We start from the raw sequence: 22,749 nt of genomic DNA on the forward strand, positions 1-22,749 counted from the left end.
CATAGTGGGATAAATTATGTGACACCGGGCCAACGGCACAGAGGCGAAGACAAAGTCATTTTAACACAGCGGGATGGCGTTTATCGCCAGGCTAAACTCACCTCTCCAGAACGCTGGTCGCGCAGCACCAGAAACTGGCAATGGGTAGAAACAGTGACGCTGAATCCTGAACGAGAACAACAGGCCGCTTAAATTCATTAATGGTGCCAACTATGTTGACAATTACCGTCAATATGGCACGTAACAGTCAGGTGACTCTTCCTTTCTCTCCTGAAACAGCCCGTTATCGCTTACCTCTCATGTCGGGTCAGGGAGTTCTGCATATTGCTGGCATTGAGCTGAAAAATGAACCGAATGCCGAGGAAGAAAGGCGCGGTGATGAGTATCTGTTTTATCCGGTCAGCCTGCTGACTGGCATGGAACGTTATCACCCAGAGTACGATAAAGCCTGGTTTTATGCGCTTGAAGTCAGTAAAGATGCATTGGGTAGAATGCAGTACGAGCTGATTTTCTATGACAGCAAAGCGGAACTAATGCGTAATCCGCCTGAACGTGAATTTATCTGCCATTTTTATGGTTTTGAGCAAAATGGCTTTGAACAAAACCAGAAACAGCTTGAGATAGGCGAAATCTGTCAGGCTGGTGAAAATATTCCCGAAGTTTTTCAGTTAAAAAATATCACCCCCACTTCACAAACTTACCCTCCGGTTGTTGATAGCCATCGTCATTGGGATTTGTTATCACATTATGCTGTCGGCAGCTATTTATTGGAGACAGCTACATCAGTCAAACAGTTATTACTGGATTTTGATTTGTACGCAGATACCGATCGCTCATCCAGCCGGAATATCCGGCGAATGATCGGAGGGATTACCAATATAGAAGCTAAATGGGGTGACAGACTAATCCGGGACAGGACTGTTCGTTGCCTGCTGGTGACTTTGATATTGGATGAAACCTCTTATACCGATGCCGGTGAAATGTATAGATTCGCCAATTCACTCTACCAATTTTTCCCATTCTGTCTTGCTCAGGGGACATGGCTAAGGATGCGCGTACTCAGCTTATCTTCAGAAACAGAATGGTATCTTTCGCCTTCAATGATTCAAGGTTATCGCTCAATTATGTAAGGAATTTCTACAATGGATGGATTAGTTTTTACATGTCAGATAGGCAGTCTGCCACCGACAACGTTTCAGGTCGTGGATTTCAGCTTACAGGAAGGGTTATCACAACTGTTTCACCTGTCGATGACTGTTGTCAGCTCTTTTAATAACGTGGCACTGAATGAACAATTGGGTTCCAGTGCATCTCTGACGATTATCAGGGATGGTATTCCTGAGCGAACCATTAATGGTGTTGTAGCTGGGGCAGAACAGGGAAATACCGACGGGCGGAAAACTTATTACACGTTTATTATTCGCCCGGAAATGTGGCTGATGACGCTCAATCAGGATAGCCGGATTTTCCACCATCAATCAGTACCAGATATCCTCGAGCAGTTGCTGAAAGAGCATCACATCAAAGCAGACAGCAAATTTTACAAAGATCACCAGCAGCACTCGATACGGGAATATACCACCCAGAAACGGGAGTCAGCCTATGAATTCTGGTGTCGACTGGCTGCGGAAGAAGGCATCATGTTCTGGTTCGAAGAGGATAAACTGTTTTACAGTAATTCCCACCTTGGCATGTTGGCTGCGCTGATTCTGACCTACAACGTACAGGCAAATACTGATAACAGTGATTCCACCGCATGGCAGTGGAATTACGGTGAATATCTGTGCCCAGATGAAACGATCCACAAAGATAATAACTTCCTTCGTCCTTCCTATCCTCTGCAACATATTGCTGCGCTGGAAAATGGAATGGGACACTCCGTTTTTGAAAGTTATGGCCGTTTTCAAATGGACGCAGAAGGTCGTCCTTTCACCCAATTGCGTTTGGAACAGTTACAGAATCAGAGCAAAGTCGGTAAAGCGAGTACCAACTGCATCAAATTAAGACCCGGACGGATCTTCGTTCTGCAATCTCATCCGATTGCGTCAATGAACGATCGCTGGCAGGTGGTTACTGTTATTCATCACGGGCATCAGCCACAGGCTTCCGGCGATGCAGGGGAGGGAACAACCTTAACCAACCATGTGACGTTTATTCCGGGCAGGCAGGATTGGCGCCCGCCATCCCGTTACAAACCGCTGGCAGACGGGGATGAAGTAGCAACCGTTGTAGGGCCGGAAGGTGAAGAAATCTACGTTGATAAACATGGCGCGATTAAAGTGCATTTCCATTGGAATCGTTACGATGAAGCCGATGACCGGGCTTCCTGTTGGGTGCGTGTTGCGCAGGGATGGAACGGTGATGGTTATGGTTTTATGGCGATTCCCCGCATCGGTCAGGAAGTGATTATTTCCTATCTTAATGGTGATATTGATCGCCCGATAGTCACAGGTTGTACTTATAACGGACGTAATCGCCCACCGCTGGATCTTCCTGCTGAAAAAACACGGACAACATTTAAAACTCATACCCATAAAGGCGAAGGGTTTAACGAACTGCGTTTTGAAGATGCTAAAGGCAGTGAAGAAATTTATATCCATGCCCAGAAAGACCAGCTTATTCAGATTAATCACGATAAAACCCAACGTGTCGGTCACGATGAAAGCCACCATGTCCTGAATAACCGTAAACATGAAATCGGCAACGATGAGTTTATTCGGATCATGCATGAACAACATATCCAGATTGATCTGAACCAGTTTGAAACCATCACCAAAGATCGCAAAACCCGCATTAATAATAGCTGGGAGGAAAAAATCCTTGCCGATCACTTACAGGAAATTGGCAGGGACAAAACCGCGAAAGTGAATAACAACTATACGCTGAACGTGGTCAATAACATCCAGACCCTGACAAAAGTGCACTCGTTGCAAGCCAGTGAATCCGTATTAATCAAGGGTAAAGCGGGTTCTATTCTGCTGGATGGGCAGGGCGTGACCATCACAGGCAAAATCAACTTACAAGGTATTGTTTCTGTGACTGGCGGCAGCCCGGGCACGGTTCCTTCTTTAAGCGGTTCGGCTAATGAAGGCTTGGTGATGGCGGAGGATTGTCGGGAAAAAGCCAAGAAGCTCAAGGAGTCATCTGAATAATGTCATGGTTACCAGATTGCTCTGAGTATTGGGTGGTGGACTATTCATTCACAAAAAAGTCATTGACCAAAAAAGAAGATGAACAGTTCTCAGCACAGGCAATTATTCAGGCAAAGAGTGAGCATCAGGCACTTTCTGAGCTGGTGGAATATTTGCTTCGTGCGGGACACGAACCGGGACAATATCACACTATCCAGCCTTTGCTGGATTACCTCACCACTACTTCACGGCAGGAGTTGCCGCTGTTACGACACTTCCGTCAGGGACTGGAACGGGGAGAACGGGTGATATCACTAAATGAGCGTAATATCAGTTCACCACTTCCGGCTGAACGGGGAGTATTGCAGTTTGCCGTTGCTGATAGCATGCCGAAAAAAGCCCACGCAAATTATCGTTATGCAGTACTTGATGCCACGGTTTATCGTCAGGTGATGGGCAGTTTTCTTATTTCCGACCTGATGGTTTCTAACCTGCGTTGGGAAAGTCTGTTTCAGGGGGAAACACAAGTCACTTTGGAAGATAGCGCCCCTTATCTGGTGGAATTAACGGAGAGTGATGATGTGTATTCCCGCTTCCAGCAGACAATTACCCAACCGGCGGCATCGGCATTGGGGGTTTTTATCGAAAGTGATCAGTCTTTTAGTGAATTACGTAACCACTTGCGTAAATTCACCTACCTGAAAAATGAACAGTTACAAACGTGGATGTTTTACCGCTTCTACGTGCCTCAGGGATTAATTCCCCTGCTGAAAAGTCTGCCCGATGCGCAACTGATGCATTTTATGCAGCCGATGCAAAAAATCGGCTATTTCGACCCTCAGACTACGCAATATTACTCACTGTCTCTGGCTGAAAATGCATTGGAGAAAGATAAAACCGCACTCGTTACCATCAACCCATTTTTAATCAATAGCCTTGCGGAACAAACCCAACAACGTGCGCTTGCCCAAATGGTGAAGTTTATCGAAGAAACACAACCAGAACTTTCACCACAGCAGAAGGCGCAACTTCCAGCTTTTGTATTACAGCAAAGCAATTTGGTTTGTCTGGCCGGATTTGCTCACCAGCGCTCGGTGCTTTACTTGGTGGCTGGCAGAAGCCTGGCCCGAGATGATGAAGCGTTGTGGCAACGGGCCTGGGAATATGCGTGTGCAGAATCACAGGCGCAAGAGGTAAGAGCGCTGAGTTGTTATGAGTATTGTTTTAAGCATGTTTTTAAAAATCGGATTGCAAAATAACATAAGGGAAAAGTAAATGGATACTGTTGATTCTACCTTCACTAAAACAGATGAAACTGCTAATACATTAGGTAAAGCAATTGATACAGATTCTGAAAAAATAGAACAAGCTTTTGAAAAAGTGGTTGATGAGGCTCGGGTATTTGCGCCTCATCAATTGGATATGGATACCGTTGTCAGGCCTTGCGATCTCAATATTCGGCCGGTTTATCCTGTCAGATATGCCTATATGAATTTTTTTGGTGATAGGTGGGTAAACCCTCAATTACCACCGCCTATAAGAACTTTTATTGATCCTTATGATGACACATTAAATGCAAGTGTTTTGGGTGGTTATAGCATTCGAATGCCAAGACCGGGTTGGATTTATGTCAAAGAAGAGGGGCCGATTAAAACCAGAGGTTCTCAACGGGATGGTAAATTATTAATTTTTAAATTCAGCCCCGAAATTGTCACATTAGAGGGCAAGAAGGGGATGGTTACAAAATACACCAAATACGAGCAAAAAGACGGAAGTTCGGCATGGGAAGAAATTCATCCTGCCAGTGGTACTGCGGGATTGGGTTATCCTTTTCTGGCGATTGATAAAGATGTGACCAAAATCAGTATTGTTTACAGCGAAGTTAAGCTGGCTAAATCAGTCCTGAAAAAGATGGATAATAATGAAGCTTTCCGTAAGGCTGCGATGCAATTTGTGGATTTAGATAGTCAAACATCAGATTATGCCATTGATGCTAAACAAGAACATTTCGACGGGTTAGTGGAAGATTTCAAAGATCCTGAAAGACAATTCAAGGCATATAAAGATCAATTATCAGATCCGATTTTACAATCTGCTGATTTGGGAGAGCTCACCAATGAAGGTAGCTTTTACATGGATGCAGATATGGAGATGCGTTATATAGACAGCCTTATCTGCCCTCATTACAAAGATAAAGCGAAGATTGTGGTATTACATGACCCCGTGGGATATCAGCGTGAAATATTGATGGCGTATGAGTTACTGAATCTTTGGGAGTTAAGTTACTCTGCGACAAATATTTATCCACTTAGTATAGGTAATTTTGTTGAGAGAATCTCCGCATCAGAAAATGAAGAAATAAAAAAACATTTTGAGGAGTGTATTCATCAGGAAAACTGGAAAGTATGGTGGCCTAAACTGACTAATCCCATTATCGATGTGAAAAAAAGAAAAGGTAAGGTTCTTGAAGTATATAGGGATTTTTTTGAGCACTCAAATATTTCAGGAAAATTGGGTGGATTGTCACATTATTTAAAGTATTTTTTTTCATTGTGTGATAAGAAAAGTGATCTGACAGAAGAAGATGGTCAGGAATTTGAAACGTATTGCGATCTTGCAACAGAGTTAATGCAGCCATTACAGAAAACAGCAGAAGGAACGGCAATCTTAGAACAGATTATGGGAGGAGAGCTCGCATTAGATGGGAGTAGTTCATGGGATATTATTAATAATGGAATTGTTAATACGCTAGGGCATGATGGTGCTAGCAAAGAGTTGATGGCCGGTTTTTTAACAAAAGGAATAGATAAAATACTCAGTGCAACAGGCGAAGTTATAGGAATGTTTCTTGCTTGGGGTAAGGAGAAAATGGTGCAAGGCTCTGTGAGTTTATATGCAAAAAGTATTGAAAAGGTAACTGAAACTTTTACCAGTAAAGTTTTTTCCGCATTAGGAGTCGAAGAATATAAGGGATCGGTTTTATTGACAGAAAAACAAGTGACAAAATTAATCAATGATCTTGAGAAATATAAACAGCAAGGGATTATCGGTCAAGCGAAGATTTTGGGAGAAAAAGCTAAAATTAACTTCCAAAAGAAAGGAGGAATGACGGTATTTAATTGGTCAAATAGGATTATAGATTATACGAGTGATTTAAACTTGAAAGTACCGAGTATTAAAGTTAATAGCTCAAAACTTGATATTAAATTCATGCAAAATTTTGACAAGCCTACTAGTGTTGTACTGGATTGTAGTTTAACTGGATTTGATTTGGCTATGAAAAGTTATATATTTTATAGTTTATTATCACAATCTGGTTTTGATAGACTAGATCCATTGAAAGCGAATCGAAAAATTCTGTATTTAGCTGTTTCCTATTTGAATACGGTACTAGGTATGGCAGTTGCTGCACGAAGTTCTTCTGAGTTTGTGGGAAAAGGGCTTGAGAAAGTAGACGCACTGGTGAAAAGAATTAATTATCCTGCAATAGAAGCTCTATTAGGTGATAGTTTAAGTGCTGGATCTAGCAGGCTTATGTTACTTAGTAGTGAGCGGATAAAATTGTTGGCAAAAGGGACTATTGGGCTTACCGGGGTTTTAAGTGGAGGGCTTTCTTACTATGATGCTTATTATGCTAGCGCTTTAGGTAGCCACAAAGAAGCCTATGCGCATGTTTCTATAGGCACTGGCTCATTAATGATGACTGTTGGGTTTTTAGGGCCAACATTTTTAGGTATTGGAACGAGGATGGTATGGTTAGGAGTTCTAGCCATACTAGCAGGTTCTTTTTATTTATTTTTTTTTCGGCAAAAGTCAATTTGAATATTTATTAATGAATTGTTTTTGGGGAAGTGGTGATAAATATTCATTTTTGGACATGGGTTTTGACAGACATCAAGAAATAACACATCAATTTGAAAAAGTCCTCAAGATGGATAGTGAAATAATTAATTCATTTAAGGTAGAGTATCAAGAATTTTTGAATTTTTTTACGAGGCCAATGTTGAAAAAAGAAAAAAATAAAAAAGGTAAAATGGTTTATCAATTTATGCTACCAAATTTTCAATGGGGGAAGTCTGAGTTATTTTATCATGCGTTACCATCATCTTTTGTGACTTCCGGAAGTAATCATACAATAGCAGTCAAGGAATCCTATTATGCTAAGGCTAAGAAAAGATTTGATGAATTAATGAAGGAAACGCTTTCTGAAATAATTAAAAAAGATGGAAGTCCTATTGATGAAAACGGTATTCTTACTGTAACACTGGAAATTGAAGAAGAATATGCCAGATATTTAAGTGTTTTTTGGTATTACATGCCAAAAGAAGATGAGTTTTCGCCTCTACGTTATCGTTGGGGAGAAAAACCAACAATTGAAAGTGCGATTTATGGATATTTTGATGATAAGGTTCTTTAAATGATAAACTCAATAAAAAAATGGTTAACTAGAAAAACTGAGGATAAGGAAAATAGCCGGATCAGGATTAGCCGGTTATCAACAGTATGTGATCCTTTACTGAATGAAGATATTGGTCTATTGGATAAAGGAAAAGTAAAAGCAGAGGGTTTTATTGATTTTATTGATGCTGAAAAATGTGAAATACGATATGGAGAAAGTAACTATCGTGAGCCAATTCTACTTGCTTCTTTAGTTAGTTTTATATTAGGCTTTTGTTTTTTTATGGATGATTTTATTTCGTCATGGAAAGTTAATGAAAAATCCTATTTAGAAACCGTCAGTATTATTAAAAATAAATATGGGAATGATTTTCACCTCAATCCTAAATTGCCTGATTATAATAAACCTTACGAGTATATTTCTGATGTGGAAAGTATTTCTTTTCCTCAATATTTCCATATTCGTTATACAGATAGTGGTTTTTATGAAAAATCTAGGGTGCGAAAAAATTTATTTTTAGACGGTGGTTTTTTTATATTTTTCATTTCTATGATTTTAATTCATTTATGGGCATTTTCTGTATTGCGTAAATTATCTCCTCTCGTCATTGATCGGGAGAAAAAGCTGTTTTATACATGGCACTGGGGGAAAATGTATGTTGCGCGTTATTCTCAACTCGATGTTTTTAATCGATATGGTGTTTTGACCTTCAGAGTTTATGGGTTTAACAAAAAAAATAAACTGAGGATTTATGATTTTGAGCCTCGTATTCCTAACTTAATAGACGATATAATTAGCAAAAAGTATTTGTTGGCTTTTGTTGCAAAATATTTTATGCAAGGAAAAGAATCTGTCAGTTCAGTGGATTTTAAACGTCAGCCGTCAATCATTTTTTCACATGAAAAGCCAAAGCCAAAAGATTGGGAGAGCCAAATTTCGGCTATTTTAGCTGAATTAGACCGAGTTGGTACACCAAAAAGATCTGGTGATCCTGACTATATCGTCGGAGAAAAATATTAATGTAGTGAGTCATGTTTTTATTCCAGAAAAATTTTCATATACTCACCAGAGCGTTTTAGTAACGCTCTGTTATAATCTAGGAAAGATGAATTGTGTTATATGATATCACATGGGAAAAGAATATATAAAAGATATGGGCTATAAAAATGAATAACATTAAGACAGGTCGTTTATCAACAGTGTGCGACTCTCTTTTGCAGGAAGATATCGGAAAATCAGATAAAGAGAGATTAGCATATGAGAGGGCTATTGAATCTATTAATGATAATAATTGTGTGATAATTAATGAAATTAATGATATTCGAAGAGATTTTCTTTTTATTCCTGTTCTTATTGGATTTTTAGTAAGTCTTGGGTTATTTCTTAATGATTTTATTAAAACATGGGAAGGTAATGAAAAATCATACTTGAGTCGAGTTGAGTATGCTAAAGAAATATATGGTAAAGAGTTTTATTTAAATCCTAAATTACCAGATAGATTAAAACCATATGAATATATTGCTGATGCGGAAAAAATCTCTTTATTACAATATTTCCATATTCGTTATATGGATAATGGATTCTATAAAAAATCTACTGTAAGAGGGAATTTATATCTTGATGGTGGTTTTTTTCTTTTTTTTCTCACTATGATTTCTATCTTTTCCTATTTACTGTTTTTCTCTTATAAAATGGCTCCACTTGTTATTGACAGAGAAAAGAAAGTTTTTTATACATGGGAAAAAGGAAATGTGTACATTGCACGATATACACAATTAGATGTTGTTCACTATAAGGATACTTTGCTTTTAAGGACTTATAGAGTTGATGAAAGTGACACTCTGTTTCTGCATAACTTCAGACCCCGAATTCCTAAAGTCCATAGTTTATATATAGGAAAAGCCTATTTATTGACTTTTATAGCAAAATACTTAGTTCAAGGAAAAGACGCTGTCAGTTCTGTGAATTTTCAGCGTCAAAGAATGTTAATTTCATGGCTGCTGAATTTACGGCAGGAGCCAAAACCCACTGATTGGGAATCTCAAATCGAAGATAATTTTGTTAAGTTAGATAAAGTAATGCCACCAGAGATATCATCAGATGAAGAAACAGCCACGGATAGTGTTTGAAGTTTTAAATGAACAAAGTTAGTGACTTTCCAGCAGAGTGTTTATTGATGCTCTGCTGAAATTAACTAGCCTGATTATAGGTGTTTATTGGCTGTATATTTCCACGCAAGACATCATTTATTCTTCGTTAAATATAATGGATATTCTAATGATAAGGTTCTTTAAATGATAAACTCAATAAAAAAATGGTTAACTAGAAAATATGAGGATAAGGTAAATAGTAGAATCAGAATTAGCAAATTATCAACAGTTTGTGATCCTTTACTGCATGAAGATATTGGAAGGCTGGATAAAGGAAAAATAAAATCACACGGTTTTATTGATTTTATCGATGATAAAAAATGTGAAATAAGGTATGGTAGGAATAATTATCGTGAGAAGATTTTACTTGCTTCTTTAGCTGGTTTTATACTGGGTTTTTATTTTTTTATTGATGATTATATAACATCATGGAATGCTAATGAGAAATTTTATTTAAGGGCAGTGACTTATGCTAAAAGAGACTATGGCGAGGAATTTTATTTAAATCCTAAGGCTCCTGATTATGTTAAAAAGTATAAATATATATCTGATGCAAATAGCATATCTTGGAGTCAGTATTTCCATATTCGTTATACAGATAGTGGTTTCTACAGTAAATCAAGTACTCGAAAAGATTTGTTATTAGACGGTGGCTTTTTTCTATTCTCTATTACAATGATTTTTATTCATTTGTGGGCATTTTATTCACTACGTCAATTATCCCCTCTCGTCATTGATCGGGAGAGAAAGCTATTTTATACATGGCTCTGGGGGAAAATGTATGTTGCGCGTTATTCTCAACTCGATGTTTTTAATCGATATGGTGTTTTGACCTTCAGAGTTTATGGATTTAACAAAAAAAATAAACTGAGGATTTATGATTTTGAACCCCGTATTCCTAACTTAATAGACGATATAATAAGTAAAAAGTATTTGTTGGCTTTTGTTGCAAAATATTTTATGCAAGGAAAAGAATCCGTCAGTTCAGTGGATCTTAAACGTCATTCGTCAATTATTTTTTCACATGAAAAGTCAAAACCAAAAGATTGGGAGAGCCAAATTTCGGCTATTTTAGCTGAATTAGACCGAGTTGGTACACCAAAAAGATCAGGTGATCCTGACTATATCGTCGGAGAAAAATATTAATGTAGTGAGTCATGTTTTTATTCCAGAAAAATTTTTATATACTCAACAGAGCGTTTTAGTAACGCTCTATTATCTTTTTATAAAAATTCAGAAGGCAATAATGCTTAAAGAAAAAAAACGTCATTTAATATTTCCTATTCAAAAATAAAGGTGTTAATGACGGTTTAAGCATTATTCAATTGAATCAAATTTTTGTGAATTGTTTGTTATCTATTACCTTGGAAACTTCTTTATTGAGAATATTCAGCAGAAGAATAGAACGGGTTTCTCCATCAGGTTCGTTATAAATTGCCTGAATACCTTCGAAAATACCTTCAGTAATTAGAACGGTATCACCGGAAATAGGGGTTTCTGGATCAGTAAATTCCTGTTCAGTCGCACTCATTAATTCATCGATTAACTGTTGCGGGACGACAGCCGGGTAAGTGCTAAAACGGATAAAGTGATTAACCCCCCGAGTTGAATTAACAGTAGTGGTATGAATAACCTCTGGATCAAAGTTCACAAAAAGGTAGTTCGGAAAAAGAGGCTCGATGACAGTTGTCCTTTTGCCCCGTATGATTTTTTCAATTTTGGCCCTGGGTGTCAGGCAAATCACATCCTGTCTCTCAAGGTTTTCTATCGCTCGAGAGATTTGCCCGCGTTTACAGTAAAGTAGATACCAATTTCCCATAATATTCCGACTCCATTACACAATGTACTAAGCATAACAAAACCGATATGCCAGAATCACCTATAAAATGAAGCGTAGCAACATCAATCTAATAAGATCATCTATAAAGTGAAAATGGACTAAAGAAAAATATGGTTTTATAGACAGTAAAGCTTTGTATAGGCCAAACCCCATGTTTTATATCATTAAATCGGAAATTTTTTTCTTATCATTACGAATTTTTTGTTTTGACTGGATGGCTTCTATTTTAAGAACTCCCTATAAAGAGGGTAGCACTGTTTTATATTCCCCGCCTTTCAGATGGCTGCATTCACTTCCTCCCACTCATAGAGTTAAAGTTTTTCAGTAGAATCAGGTGTTACTTGAACAATTGATAAATAAGGAGAAGATTGAGCAATATTTTCTATCTTTCCACAATCCCGCCCCACAAGATTACAATAATTTCATTTATTTTTAGTATGTTATGGGTTTGCCTTGTAACCTGTATCGGAGAGCTTATAATGTTTCTCCCCCTTGAAAATCGGCATAATTGAATAATATGAAATACCGCGATCTAAGAGACTTTCTTTCCTTGCTGGAACAATCTGGTGAATTAAAACGAATTCGTATGGAAGTTGACCCCTATCTGGAAATGACAGAAATCGCGGATCGTACTCTTCGTGCCGGTGGCCCCGCCTTGTTGTTCGAAAACCCAAAAGGATACTCGATGCCGGTTTTGTGCAATTTGTTTGGTACACCTAAGCGAGTTGCAATGGGTATGGGGCAGAAGGATGTGAAGGCACTGCACGATGTTGGCAAATTATTGGCTTTTCTCAAAGAACCGGAACCACCGAAAGGTTTTCGTGATTTGGTTGATAAGCTGCCAAAGTTCAAGCAGGTTTTAAATATGCCAACCAAACGCTTGAGTTCTGCGCCTTGTCAGGAGCAGGTTTGGGAGGGGGATGAGGTTGATTTGACCAAAATTCCAGTAATGCACTGCTGGCCTGAAGATGCGGCTCCGCTGATTACGTGGGGGCTGACGGTAACCAGAGGGCCAAATAAAGAACGCCAGAATCTGGGAATCTATCGTCAGCAGGTTTTGGGAAAAAATAAACTTATTATGCGCTGGCTATCACATCGTGGTGGTGCACTAGATTTTCAGGAATGGTGTCAGGCTCATCCGGGGGAGCGCTTTCCTGTTGCTGTCGCTCTGGGAGCAGACCCTGCCACAATTTTAGGCGCTGTTACGCCAGTACCTGATACCCTGTCTGAATATGCTTTCGCCGGATTGTTGCGCGGGCACAAAACAGAAGTGGTGAAATGTTTATCCAATGAATTGGAAGTGCCTGCCAGTGCTGAAATTATCCTTGAAGGTTATATTGAACCGGGAGAAATGGCACCGGAAGGGCCATATGGTGACCATACCGGTTATTATAATGAAATAGATATGTTTCCGGTGTTCACTGTCACACACATTACCCAGCGTCGCGATGCTATCTACCACTCTACCTATACGGGGCGTCCGCCGGATGAACCGGCTGTATTGGGCGTTGCGTTGAATGAAGTGCTGGTGCCGATTCTGCAAAAACAATTTCCTGAGATCGTCGATTTTTATTTGCCGCCAGAGGGCTGTTCTTATCGGCTTGCCGTCGTTACGATGAAAAAACAATATGCAGGGCATGCCAAACGGGTCATGATGGGAGTCTGGTCATATCTGCGGCAATTTATGTATACAAAATTTGTAATTGTCTGTGATGATGATATCAATGCTCGCGACTGGAATGATGTCATCTGGGCAATAACAACGCGGATGGACCCGCAACGGGATACTGTCTTGATGGAGAATACCCCAATCGACTATCTCGATTTTGCATCACCTGTTTCCGGGCTTGGCTCAAAAATGGGATTGGATGCAACAAATAAATGGCCGGGAGAGACACAGAGGGAATGGGGGCGTCCGATTGTCATGAGCGATGAGATCCGGGCCCGTGTCGATGAAATTTGGGATCAATTAGATATTTTGAAGCGATAAGAGGGAACGCATGACAACACTAAGCTGTAAAGTAACATCGGTTGACTCCATTACAGATACAGTTTATCGGGTTCGTTTATTACCTGATTCGCCTTTTTCTTTTCGTGCAGGACAATACCTTATGGTAGTGATGGATGAGAGGGATAAGCGTCCCTTCTCTATGGCATCATCACCATCAGAAAAACAGACGATTGAATTGCATATAGGGGCTTCTGAATTAAATCTGTATGCAATGGCGGTGATGGACAGGATACTGGATCAGAAAGTTATTGATATTGATATTCCACATGGGCAAGCGTGGTTTCGTGAAGATAGTAAAAACCCGATGTTATTAATTGCGGGGGGCACAGGCTTTTCATATACCCGTTCTATTTTACTGGCGGCTTTAGAAAAAGATCCTGAACGCGAAATTGCAATTTACTGGGGAGGACGTGAGCTACAGCATCTCTATGATTTGAGTGAGTTGCAGTCTCTGAGTGAACGTTATCCTAATTTAACCATCGTTCCGGTAGTTGAACAGGTGGATGATAATTGGCGGGGCAGAACGGGAACTGTATTAAGTGCTGTTTTGGAGGATTTTGGCAATCTGGCTCCGTATGATATTTATATCGCCGGTCGTTTTGAAATGGCTAAAATTGCTCGTGAACGGTTTTGCAGTGAACGTGATGCTTCTCTTGATCGTATGTATGGTGATGCGTTCGAGTTTATCTGATATAACCGCGTTGTCTTTCAAATCTCCTCTTTGTTGGCTGCGCTCGTTCACCCCGGTCACTGTCATTATAAACATAGAGTTATCTATGCTGCTGGGGATTGACTCCGAAGCATTTGCCTCTCACCGGAGGCCAGCCTTTGGCTGGTCTCGACGAATTTGTTATTCCTTTGCCGCAGCCATGCAACTCGAAATCTATTGGGTATACCTTTTGTTTCAATAAAAAAACCCGCCCCTGACAGGCGGGAAACTACGGCAACAACTTATTAGAATGATGCAATAGATAAGACAGACAAGGGAAAATACTCACAAATAATCGTCAGATACTCCGATAACTAAACTCTTTCAATAATCGTAGCAATGCCCTGACCCAGCCCGATACACATGGTTGCTAATCCGAACTGGACATCTTTACGTTCCATCAGATTCAGCAAGGTTGTTGTGATCCTGGCACCAGAGCAGCCCAGTGGGTGACCAAGTGCAATAGCACCACCATTCAGGTTAATTTTGTCATCCATACTATCCAGCAGATTCAATCCCTTCATACAGGCCAGAGATTGAGCAGCAAAGGCTTCGTTTAATTCAAACAGGCCAATATCTGAAAGAGCCAGACCGGCTTTTTTCAATGCCATCTGTGTTGCAGGTACAGGGCCATAGCCCATGATGGAAGGATCGCAGCCAACAACTGCCATTGAGCGGATACGGGCACGAGGTTTTAAACCCAATTCACGAGCTTTACTTTCACCCATGACCAACATTGCTGAAGCACCGTCTGAAAGCGCTGAAGAGTTACCAGCGGTTACACTACCGGTGACTGGGTCAAAGACCGGGCGCAGGCCAGCCAAATCTTTCAGATTAGTATCTGGTCGGATAACTTCATCAAAACCAATAAGCTGTATATTTCCATCAGCATCATGCCCGTGAATGGGGACTATTTCGTTGGCGAAGGCTTTTGATTCTGTCGCCTGTGCAGCACGCTGGTGTGAACGCATAGCGAATTCATCCTGCATTTCGCGGCTGATACCATGCATTTTTGCCAGCATTTCAGCGGTCAACCCCATTACGCCCGCCGCTTTCGCTACATTACGGCTCAATTTAGGGTGGAAGTCGACTCCATGAGTCATCGGAACATGGCCCATATGCTCAACGCCACCAATCATTGCAATGTTGGCATCCCCTGTCATGATCATGCGTGTAGCATCATGCAATGACTGCATTGAAGAACCACACAGACGGTTAACAGTAACCGCTGGTACTGAATGAGGAAGCCCGGCCAGTAATGCGGCATTACGGGCAATATTAAATCCTTGTTCCAGTGTTTGTTGTACACATCCCCAAGAGATATCATCAATATGCTCAGGCTGTACTGATGGGTTACGTTTAAGGAGTGATTTCATCAAATGTGCTGAGAGATCTTCGGCACGGATCTGACGGAATACTCCACCTTTTGAGCGTCCCATCGGGGTACGGATACCATCAATAATGACTACATTTTCCATGTTTTCAGACCTCACGCTTTTTCACCTGAATTAACAGCAAGTTTTGCTGCGGCAGGATAGTAACTTTCATTGCTCTCAGCTTTCGTTTTCAGGCCGACTGGAACCTGATAAAGTGCGCCTAAATGGGCATAGCTTTCAGCCAGTTTCACATAGGCTGCTGTTCCCATGGTATCCAGATAGCGGAAAACGCCACCGTGGAATGGAGGGAAACCTAAACCATAAACCAGAGCCATATCTGCTTCCGCAGGGCTGGCAATCACACCTTCTTCCAGACAGCGAACAACTTCGTTAATCATTGGGATCATGGTACGGGCGATGATCTCTTCGCCAGAGAAAGTCTGTTTAGGCTGACTCACTCCTGCCAGTAACTGATCGGTGGTTTCGTCCTGCTCTTTTTTCGGCTTGCCTTTTCTATCTATAGTGTATTTATAGAAACCAACACCATTTTTCTGGCCGTAACGCTGGTTTTCATACAATACATCAATGGCATCGCGGTAATCACGCCTCATACGCTCAGGAAAACCTTGTGCCATGACCGCCTGCGCGTGGTGAGCGGTATCAATACCGACCACATCAATCAGGTAAGCAGGGCCCATCGGCCAGCCAAACTCTTTTTCCATGATTTTGTCGATTTGGCGGAAATCACCACCATCCCGCAATAACATGCCGAAACCTGCCAGATACGGGAATAGAACGCGATTTACGAAAAATCCCGGACAGTCATTGACAACAATTGGGGTTTTGCCCATTTTGCTGGCATAAGCAACAACAGCAGAAATGGTTTTTTCTGATGTTTTTTCGCCACGAATGACTTCAACCAGCGGCATACGGTGAACCGGGTTAAAGAAGTGCATACCACAGAAGTTTTCTGGCCGCTTCAGCGATTTGGCTAACTCAGTAATAGGAATAGTGGAAGTGTTGGATGCCAGAATGCAATCATCATTAATATGAGATTCTGTTTCTGCCAGAACAGCCGCTTTAATTTTCGGATTTTCAACAACAGCTTCGACAACAATCTGAGATTGCTCAATACCGGCATAATTCAGCGTTGGCTGGATTGATGACAGAGTTTTAGCCATCTTCATTGCATCCAAGCGTCCGCGCTCAAACTGTTTGTTCAGCAACTTGGCTGCTTCGTTCATGCCTAAATCCAGTGCTTTCTGATTAATGTCTTTCATCAGAACTGGAACGCCTTTACTCGCTGATTGGTAAGCGATACCACCACCCATAATACCAGCTCCCAAAACAGCAGCATGTTGAGGTGTTGAAACTTCTTTCAGATGTTTTTTGGCCAGCCCTTTGACATGCTGGTCATTCAGAAAAATACTGACTAAGGCGCGGGCAACGGAGGTATGGGCCAGCATAACGAAGCTATCACTTTCCAGTTTTAGTGCTTCATCACGATTCAGTGTCGCTGCTTTTTCAATAGTTTTCACCGCAGTAATCGGGGCGGGGTAATGAGGCCCTGCCACTTTCATTACCATGCCTTTTGCCACTGTGAAGCTCATGGTACGCTCAATGTTATTGAGGCTGAGTGGTAATAGTTTCGGCTGGCGGGCCGCTTTCCAGTCTAAATCACCCTTAATAGCTTGTTCCAGAATAGAAACAGCAGAATTAACCAGTTTTTCAGCAGGTACAACCGCATCAACCAAACCATTTTTCAGAGCTTCTTCTGCCCCGATATCTTTGCCTGCTGTAATAATTTCAAGGGCATTATCAGTCCCGATCAGCCGTGGCATACGGACTGAGCCGCCAAATCCCGGCATGATGCCCAGTTTGGTTTCTGGTAAACCGATTCGAAGATCGGGTGATGCAACGCGGAAATCTGTGGCAAGTACTAACTCGCAGCCGCCACCAAGCGCATACCCATTGATTGCGGAGACTGTAGGAACAGAGAGATCTTCAATTCGGTTGAAAATGCTATTAGCGAGATTCAGTAATTCATGGAGTTCTTCTGCCGGAGCGCTGAATAAGGATAAAAATTCTGTGATATCAGCACCGACAATAAAGGCTTGTTTTTCAGAACGGATCAACAGCCCTTTTAATTCAGATTGTTGCTCAAGAACAGTAATTGCCTTATTCAGTGATGCAACAGTTTTGGTATCTAGTTTATTAATTGCAGCTGGTGCATTGAAGATCAGTTCTGCAATGCCATCTTTCAGCCAGTTTACTTGAATAGTTTCACTTAGGTAGAGCATGTCATTCTCCTCAATGAGTGCATACCATCTGGTATGACCAGATGTGCTTGATTGTGATTAGTGTGTTAAGTGAATGCAAATCAATGATTAATTTTTTGTAGGGCCGATCACAGGTAAGATTTATGATGGGAAGTGGTATTTTTTATTATCGCATTGAAAAATATAGATATTATCAGTTAATTCTTATTAAGTGGATTTTCAGTCATGACACTAAAAATGATGAATTGTGGTAAAATTCAAATTCCAGCCAGATAACCCAAAGGTTTATAAAATGGAAAAGTTGGCATCTCTCTATCAAGAACATATTAAAATATTGCAAAAACGTGCTAAAGAAATATTGGCACGCAGTCAGCTTGACGCCCTGCTTATTCACTCTGGTGAGTTATTACGAGTATTTCTCGATGATAGCCACTATCCCTTCAAAGCAAATGCACATTTCAAGGCATGGGTTCCTGTAACCAAAGTACCGAATTGCTGGTTGTGGATCGATGGTATCAATAAACCCAAATTATGGTTTTATTCTCCGGTGGACTATTGGCACAGTGTGGAGCCACTTCCTCACGGATACTGGACAGAAGAGGTGGAAATGTTCCCTCTGGCCAGTGCCGATGAGATTAAAGCTGCACTGAATGGCTTCTCAAAACAACATACGGCATATATCGGTGAACAGGTTGAACGAGCGAAATTTCTGGGCATTTCCGAACATAATATTAACCCAAAAGCCGTTTTAGATTATTTAAGTTACCATCGTTCATATAAGACTGATTATGAGCTGGCCTGTATGCGTGAAGCGCAGAAAACAGCAGTAAATGGCCATATGGCGGCACATGATGCGTTTTTATCTGGTGTCAGCGAATTCGAAATCAATATGTTTTATCTGATGGCGACAGGCCACCGTGATACTGATGTTCCTTATGACAATATTATCGCTCTGAATGAAAATGCTGCTGTTTTGCACTATACAAAGTTGCAACAAACTGTACCTGCTGAAATCCGTAGTTTTTTGATTGATGCTGGCGCGGAATATAATGGTTATGCAGCGGATATCACCAGAACTTATGCCGCAAAATCGAATAGTGAATTCGCCTCCCTGATCAAAGGATTGAATGATCAACAGCAGGCAATTATAGGTACGATCAAAGCGGGTGTCAGGTACACCGATTATCATATCGATATGCACCATCGCATAGCCAGCTTGTTGAAAAAGCACGGTATCATTAATGGCATCAGTGAAGAAGCTATGGTTGAAAAAGGGCTGACAGCGCCGTTTTTCCCACATGGGCTTGGTCACCAGCTTGGCCTACAGGTACATGATTCTGCCGGATTTATGCAGGATGATACCGGAACTCATCTGCCAGCGCCGGAAATGCACTCTTATTTACGTTGTACACGTATTCTGGAACCAAGAATGGTTTTGACCATTGAACCGGGCATTTATTTTATTGAAACCCTATTAGCACCGTGGCGTGTCAGTGAATACAGCAAACACTTTGATTGGAAAAAAATCGATGCGTTCAAGCCGTATGGTGGTATTCGTATTGAGGATAATATCGTTATCCATGAGGGAAAAGTTGAAAATATGACCAGAGAACTTATGACCAAAGAACTACAGTTACCGTAATGAAGCCTTATTTAATCCCGGCTGCTTCAGTCAGCTTTACTGAAGAAATAAAGAAAAGCCGTTTTATTACCCTGCTGGAGCATACCAGCGGGGTTGATGAAGCAAAATCGTTTATTCAGCATATCAAACAGCAATACCCTGATGCCCGGCATCACTGCTGGGCTTTTGTTGCTGGTGCTCCCGATGATTCTCAGCAGTTAGGGTTTTCAGATGATGGAGAACCTACCGGAACTGCGGGGAAGCCGATGATTGCACAATTAATAGGAAGTGGTTTAGGGGAGATCACAGCAATATCCGTCCGTTATTTTGGTGGTATCAAACTGGGAACGGGAGGATTAGTGAAAGCCTATGGTAATGGCGTTCAGCAGGCGCTTAAGCTATTGGAAACAGAATATAAAGTTCCACAAAAACAGTATCAGATAAAGTGTGAATATGCACAAATCTCTATGGTAGAACAGTTACTACAGCAGTTTTCAGGGCAAGTTCTCACCAGTGAATATACTGAAAATGTTACATTGCAAGTCTCATTACCTGCTACTCTTGCGGATGAAATAGGTAATAAATTACGTGACTTAAGTCGCGGTACACTGTTTTTAACATCGAAAAAATAATTATTTTGTCATACCGGATTTCGAAGGAACCTGCTGAATGCATTTTCGCACCATAACCCGTATTGTCGGGCTACTTGTCATTATTTTCTCTGTCACAATGATTATTCCGGGTTTGGTGGCATTGATTTACCGAGATGGTGCAGGCAGCGCTTTCAGTCAGACATTCATTTTTGCACTTTTGATTGGCTTGGTACTTTGGGTACCCAATCGGGAACAAAAACATGAATTGAAACCTAAAGAAGGTTTCTTGATCGTTGTGCTGTTCTGGACTGTACTAGGTAGTGTCGGTGCTTTACCTTTTATTTTTGCAGAAAAACCTAATCTCTCAATTACGGATGCCTTTTTCGAGTCTTTCTCAGGGCTGACGACGACAGGAGCGACGACACTCGTTGGTCTTGATTCTCTTCCTAAAGCCATTCTTTTTTATCGGCAGATGCTGCAATGGTTGGGAGGAATGGGCATTATCGTACTGGCGGTTGCAATCCTGCCTTTGTTAGGGGTGGGGGGAATGCAGCTTTATCGGGCTGAGATGCCGGGGCCACTGAAAGACAATAAAATGCGCCCTCGTATTGCAGAAACTGCAAAGACGCTATGGCTGATTTATGTCTTATTAACGATAGCCTGTGCGATAGCCTTGTGGGCGGCCGGGATGTCAATTTTTGATGCTATTTCGCATAGTTTTTCTACTATTGCGATAGGAGGATTCTCAACCCATGATGCCAGCGTCGGCTTTTATAATAGCCCGACGATTAATACTATTATTGCCATTTTTTTGCTGATCTCTGGTTGTAACTTTGGCTTGCACTTTGCTGTGCTTTCGGGAAGAAGCCTAAAAGTCTATTGGCGTGATCCTGAATTTCGCATGTTTATCAGTATTCAGTTGGCATTGGTTGTCATCTGTATGCTGGTTTTATGGCAGCACTCTGTTTATGAATCAAAATTGAATGCCCTGAATCATGCTTTTTTTCAGGTTGTATCTATGGCAACGACAGCTGGGTTTACGACAGACAGTTTTGCTAAGTGGCCGTTGTTTCTGCCATTCCTGCTATTGTGTTCTGCATTTGTTGGCGGATGTGCGGGATCTACCGGTGGTGGTCTGAAAGTCATCCGCATCTTGCTGTTGTTTCTGCAAGGTTCCCGTGAATTGAAACGGTTGGTTCATCCTAATGCGGTATACACGATTAAATTGGGGCGCAGGGCATTACCGGAAAAAATTATTGAAGCAGTCTGGGGTTTTTTTTCCGCTTACGCACTGGTTTTCATTATTAGTATGCTGCTACTGATCGCCACAGGGATTGATGAATTTTCTGCGTTCTCTGCTATTGCGGCAACACTGAATAATCTGGGGCCTGGGTTGGGTACGGTAGCTGATAACTTTACTACAATGAATCCGACAGCGAAGTGGGTATTAGTAGTGACGATGTTGTTCGGGCGTTTGGAAGTTTTCACTTTATTAGTTTTATTCACACCAACTTTTTGGCGCGATTAATTATACCTTTCGTCTTTCAAGTTGCCTTTTGGTTGGCTGCATTCATCTGGTGCCGTTTTGATAACTCTACGGTTACTTGTTCTGCGGAATCAATGAGAGGCTTTTGCCTCTCACCGGAGCAAGCTTCTGGTTGGATAAATTAGCTTTTGACGGATGACGGGCTTGTCCGCCTTTTCTACCGCAGTGCAACTTGAAGTCCATTGGGTATATAAAAATGATTCTTTATTAAAAGGGCGTATTTATGAATTACCTACTGCTCTATTCCACACAGGATGGACAAACTAAGAAAATAATCATGCGTATCGCAGAGAATATTCGCCGGGCGGGTATCAGCTGTGATTTGAGAGATCTTGCTACAGTCAATCATATGAATTTGCTTCCTTATCATAAGGTGATGATAGGGGCTTCAATACGCTACGGAAACTTTAATTCTGCATTACATAAATTTGTTCTGCGTCATGAGAATCAGTTGAATCAACTACCAACAGCTTTCTTCGGTGTCAATTTAACAGCAAGGAAACCAGAAAAAAGAACACCTGAGACGAATGCTTATATTCGTAAGTTTTTGACAAAAAGTCCCTGGCAGCCAGATTCATGTGAAGTTTTTGCCGGAGCATTGCTTTATCCCCGCTATCGTTGGTTTGATCGCATAATGATTCAACTTATTATGCGTATGACCGGAGGGGAAACAGATACAACAAAAGAGATTGAATACACCGATTGGGCGCAAGTGGATCGTTTTTCCGAGACATTCTTACAATTAGAGTGTCAAAAATAGCTTTAAAAACGGCCTTTTTGTTGGTTGTTGCATCATTTTGAGGAAAAAAAGCACGAACGGAAAAAAAATGCAAAAAAACTATTGTCAGCGCCGGAAAACTCCCTATAATGCGCCACCACTGACCGACGCTGAGCTGAGACACGCCGCCGAGGACAGCGGGAAAAAAAGCGAAAATAAACGCTTGACTCCCGAGGCGAAAAGCGTAAGATACGCAGCCTCGCAACACGGAAGAAGCCTTCCGGTTGCCATCGCTCTTTAACAATTTATCAGACAATCTGTGTGGGCACTCGCAAGACCCTATCGACATGCCGAAAGGCAAAAAAGATTAAAGTCT

The 22,749-nt window shown here is 41.1% G+C and carries 17 protein-coding genes and 1 pseudogene; 15 read left to right on the forward strand and 3 right to left on the reverse strand.

Annotation, left to right across the window (positions count from 1 at the left end; all coding sequences use genetic code 11):
• The 9 genes and pseudogenes from Xinn_RS22080 to Xinn_RS16550 all read left to right on the forward strand — a co-directional run.
• Positions 1-192, forward strand: a pseudogene (locus Xinn_RS22080) (IS3 family transposase); the annotation flags it as partial.
• Between the two features lie 20 nt (positions 193-212).
• Positions 213-1,130 (forward strand): type VI secretion system baseplate subunit TssF, encoded by a 918-nt coding sequence (locus tag Xinn_RS16515; protein WP_169923598.1) that lies wholly within the window; start codon positions 213-215, stop codon positions 1,128-1,130.
• 12 nt (positions 1,131-1,142) lie between these two features.
• Positions 1,143-3,152, forward strand: coding sequence for a type VI secretion system tip protein TssI/VgrG (gene tssI, locus Xinn_RS16520; RefSeq protein WP_086954166.1), 2,010 nt, complete (start codon positions 1,143-1,145; stop codon positions 3,150-3,152).
• On the forward strand, positions 3,152-4,390 hold the full coding sequence (locus Xinn_RS16525) for a DUF4123 domain-containing protein (protein WP_086954165.1): 1,239 nt from the start codon (positions 3,152-3,154) through the stop codon (positions 4,388-4,390). Before tssI ends, Xinn_RS16525 begins: the two co-directional genes overlap by 1 nt.
• Positions 4,391-4,406: 16 nt before the next feature.
• Positions 4,407-6,953: a toxin VasX gene (locus tag Xinn_RS16530; RefSeq protein ID WP_086954164.1), complete on the forward strand. Its 2,547-nt coding sequence runs from the start codon at positions 4,407-4,409 to the stop codon at positions 6,951-6,953.
• Positions 6,954-6,963: 10 nt separating this feature from the next.
• Positions 6,964-7,548, forward strand: coding sequence for a hypothetical protein (locus Xinn_RS16535; RefSeq protein WP_086954163.1), 585 nt, complete (start codon positions 6,964-6,966; stop codon positions 7,546-7,548).
• Positions 7,549-8,550 carry a hypothetical protein gene (locus Xinn_RS16540; RefSeq protein ID WP_086954162.1) on the forward strand — a complete coding sequence of 334 codons (1,002 nt, stop codon included), beginning with the start codon at positions 7,549-7,551 and terminating at the stop codon, positions 8,548-8,550.
• A gap of 146 nt (positions 8,551-8,696) precedes the next feature.
• Positions 8,697-9,659 carry a hypothetical protein gene (locus Xinn_RS16545; protein WP_086954161.1) on the forward strand — a complete coding sequence of 321 codons (963 nt, stop codon included), beginning with the start codon at positions 8,697-8,699 and terminating at the stop codon, positions 9,657-9,659.
• 165 nt (positions 9,660-9,824) lie between these two features.
• A complete protein-coding gene (locus Xinn_RS16550) occupies positions 9,825-10,826 on the forward strand; it encodes a hypothetical protein (protein WP_086954160.1) in 1,002 nt (333 codons plus the stop codon).
• Positions 10,827-11,010: 184 nt separating this feature from the next.
• On the opposite strand, the gene rfaH is transcribed toward Xinn_RS16550, so the two are convergent.
• Entirely contained in the window at positions 11,011-11,499 is a 489-nt protein-coding gene (gene rfaH, locus Xinn_RS16555) for a transcription/translation regulatory transformer protein RfaH (protein ID WP_086954159.1), read from the reverse strand.
• Positions 11,500-12,037: 538 nt separating this feature from the next.
• Here rfaH and ubiD point away from each other — a divergent pair.
• Both ubiD and fre read left to right on the forward strand, forming a co-directional pair.
• On the forward strand, positions 12,038-13,510 hold the full coding sequence (gene ubiD, locus Xinn_RS16560; protein WP_086954158.1) for a 4-hydroxy-3-polyprenylbenzoate decarboxylase: 1,473 nt from the start codon (positions 12,038-12,040) through the stop codon (positions 13,508-13,510).
• 10 nt (positions 13,511-13,520) lie between these two features.
• Positions 13,521-14,222: an NAD(P)H-flavin reductase gene (gene fre, locus Xinn_RS16565; RefSeq protein ID WP_086954157.1), complete on the forward strand. Its 702-nt coding sequence runs from the start codon at positions 13,521-13,523 to the stop codon at positions 14,220-14,222.
• A 332-nt stretch (positions 14,223-14,554) separates the two neighbouring features.
• Here fre and fadA read toward each other — a convergent pair whose 3' ends face one another.
• Entirely contained in the window at positions 14,555-15,718 is a 1,164-nt protein-coding gene (fadA, locus tag Xinn_RS16575; protein ID WP_086956493.1) for an acetyl-CoA C-acyltransferase FadA, read from the reverse strand.
• A gap of 11 nt (positions 15,719-15,729) precedes the next feature.
• The gene (gene fadB, locus Xinn_RS16580; RefSeq protein ID WP_086954156.1) at positions 15,730-17,916 is read right to left on the reverse strand and encodes a fatty acid oxidation complex subunit alpha FadB; all 2,187 of its coding nucleotides are present in this window, start codon (positions 17,914-17,916) and stop codon (positions 15,730-15,732) included.
• A gap of 271 nt (positions 17,917-18,187) precedes the next feature.
• Here fadB and pepQ point away from each other — a divergent pair, with 271 nt between their 5' ends.
• The 4 genes from pepQ to hemG all read left to right on the forward strand — a co-directional run bounded on the left by pepQ (position 18,188) and on the right by hemG (position 22,415).
• Positions 18,188-19,537, forward strand: coding sequence for a Xaa-Pro dipeptidase (pepQ, locus tag Xinn_RS16585; RefSeq protein WP_086954155.1), 1,350 nt, complete (start codon positions 18,188-18,190; stop codon positions 19,535-19,537).
• The gene (locus Xinn_RS16590; protein ID WP_086954154.1) at positions 19,537-20,148 is read left to right on the forward strand and encodes an IMPACT family protein; all 612 of its coding nucleotides are present in this window, start codon (positions 19,537-19,539) and stop codon (positions 20,146-20,148) included. Before pepQ ends, Xinn_RS16590 begins: the two co-directional genes overlap by 1 nt.
• Before the next feature lie 37 nt (positions 20,149-20,185).
• The gene (trkH, locus tag Xinn_RS16595) at positions 20,186-21,637 is read left to right on the forward strand and encodes a Trk system potassium transporter TrkH (RefSeq protein ID WP_086954153.1); all 1,452 of its coding nucleotides are present in this window, start codon (positions 20,186-20,188) and stop codon (positions 21,635-21,637) included.
• A gap of 241 nt (positions 21,638-21,878) precedes the next feature.
• Complete coding sequence (gene hemG, locus Xinn_RS16600; RefSeq protein ID WP_086954152.1) at positions 21,879-22,415, forward strand: menaquinone-dependent protoporphyrinogen IX dehydrogenase; 537 nt, start codon at positions 21,879-21,881, stop codon at positions 22,413-22,415.
• The last annotated feature ends 334 nt before the right edge of the window (positions 22,416-22,749 follow it).

The organism is Xenorhabdus innexi, assembly GCF_002632485.1.
Lineage (GTDB): Bacteria > Pseudomonadota > Gammaproteobacteria > Enterobacterales > Enterobacteriaceae > Xenorhabdus > Xenorhabdus innexi.

Coding starts and splice junctions, on each gene's coding strand:
- fre (WP_086954157.1), top strand. CDS start 13,521: ATGACAACACTAAGCTGTAAAGTAACATCGGTTGACTCCATTACAGAT.
- fadB (WP_086954156.1), bottom strand. CDS start 17,916: ATGCTCTACCTAAGTGAAACTATTCAAGTAAACTGGCTGAAAGATGGC.
- rfaH (WP_086954159.1), bottom strand. CDS start 11,499: ATGGGAAATTGGTATCTACTTTACTGTAAACGCGGGCAAATCTCTCGA.
- hemG (WP_086954152.1), top strand. CDS start 21,879: ATGAATTACCTACTGCTCTATTCCACACAGGATGGACAAACTAAGAAA.
- trkH (WP_086954153.1), top strand. CDS start 20,186: ATGCATTTTCGCACCATAACCCGTATTGTCGGGCTACTTGTCATTATT.
- Xinn_RS16550 (WP_086954160.1), top strand. CDS start 9,825: ATGATAAACTCAATAAAAAAATGGTTAACTAGAAAATATGAGGATAAG.
- Xinn_RS16535 (WP_086954163.1), top strand. CDS start 6,964: ATGAATTGTTTTTGGGGAAGTGGTGATAAATATTCATTTTTGGACATG.
- Xinn_RS16590 (WP_086954154.1), top strand. CDS start 19,537: ATGAAGCCTTATTTAATCCCGGCTGCTTCAGTCAGCTTTACTGAAGAA.
- fadA (WP_086956493.1), bottom strand. CDS start 15,718: ATGGAAAATGTAGTCATTATTGATGGTATCCGTACCCCGATGGGACGC.
- pepQ (WP_086954155.1), top strand. CDS start 18,188: ATGGAAAAGTTGGCATCTCTCTATCAAGAACATATTAAAATATTGCAA.
- Xinn_RS16530 (WP_086954164.1), top strand. CDS start 4,407: ATGGATACTGTTGATTCTACCTTCACTAAAACAGATGAAACTGCTAAT.
- Xinn_RS16525 (WP_086954165.1), top strand. CDS start 3,152: ATGTCATGGTTACCAGATTGCTCTGAGTATTGGGTGGTGGACTATTCA.
- Xinn_RS16545 (WP_086954161.1), top strand. CDS start 8,697: ATGAATAACATTAAGACAGGTCGTTTATCAACAGTGTGCGACTCTCTT.
- tssI (WP_086954166.1), top strand. CDS start 1,143: ATGGATGGATTAGTTTTTACATGTCAGATAGGCAGTCTGCCACCGACA.
- ubiD (WP_086954158.1), top strand. CDS start 12,038: ATGAAATACCGCGATCTAAGAGACTTTCTTTCCTTGCTGGAACAATCT.
- Xinn_RS16540 (WP_086954162.1), top strand. CDS start 7,549: ATGATAAACTCAATAAAAAAATGGTTAACTAGAAAAACTGAGGATAAG.
- Xinn_RS16515 (WP_169923598.1), top strand. CDS start 213: ATGTTGACAATTACCGTCAATATGGCACGTAACAGTCAGGTGACTCTT.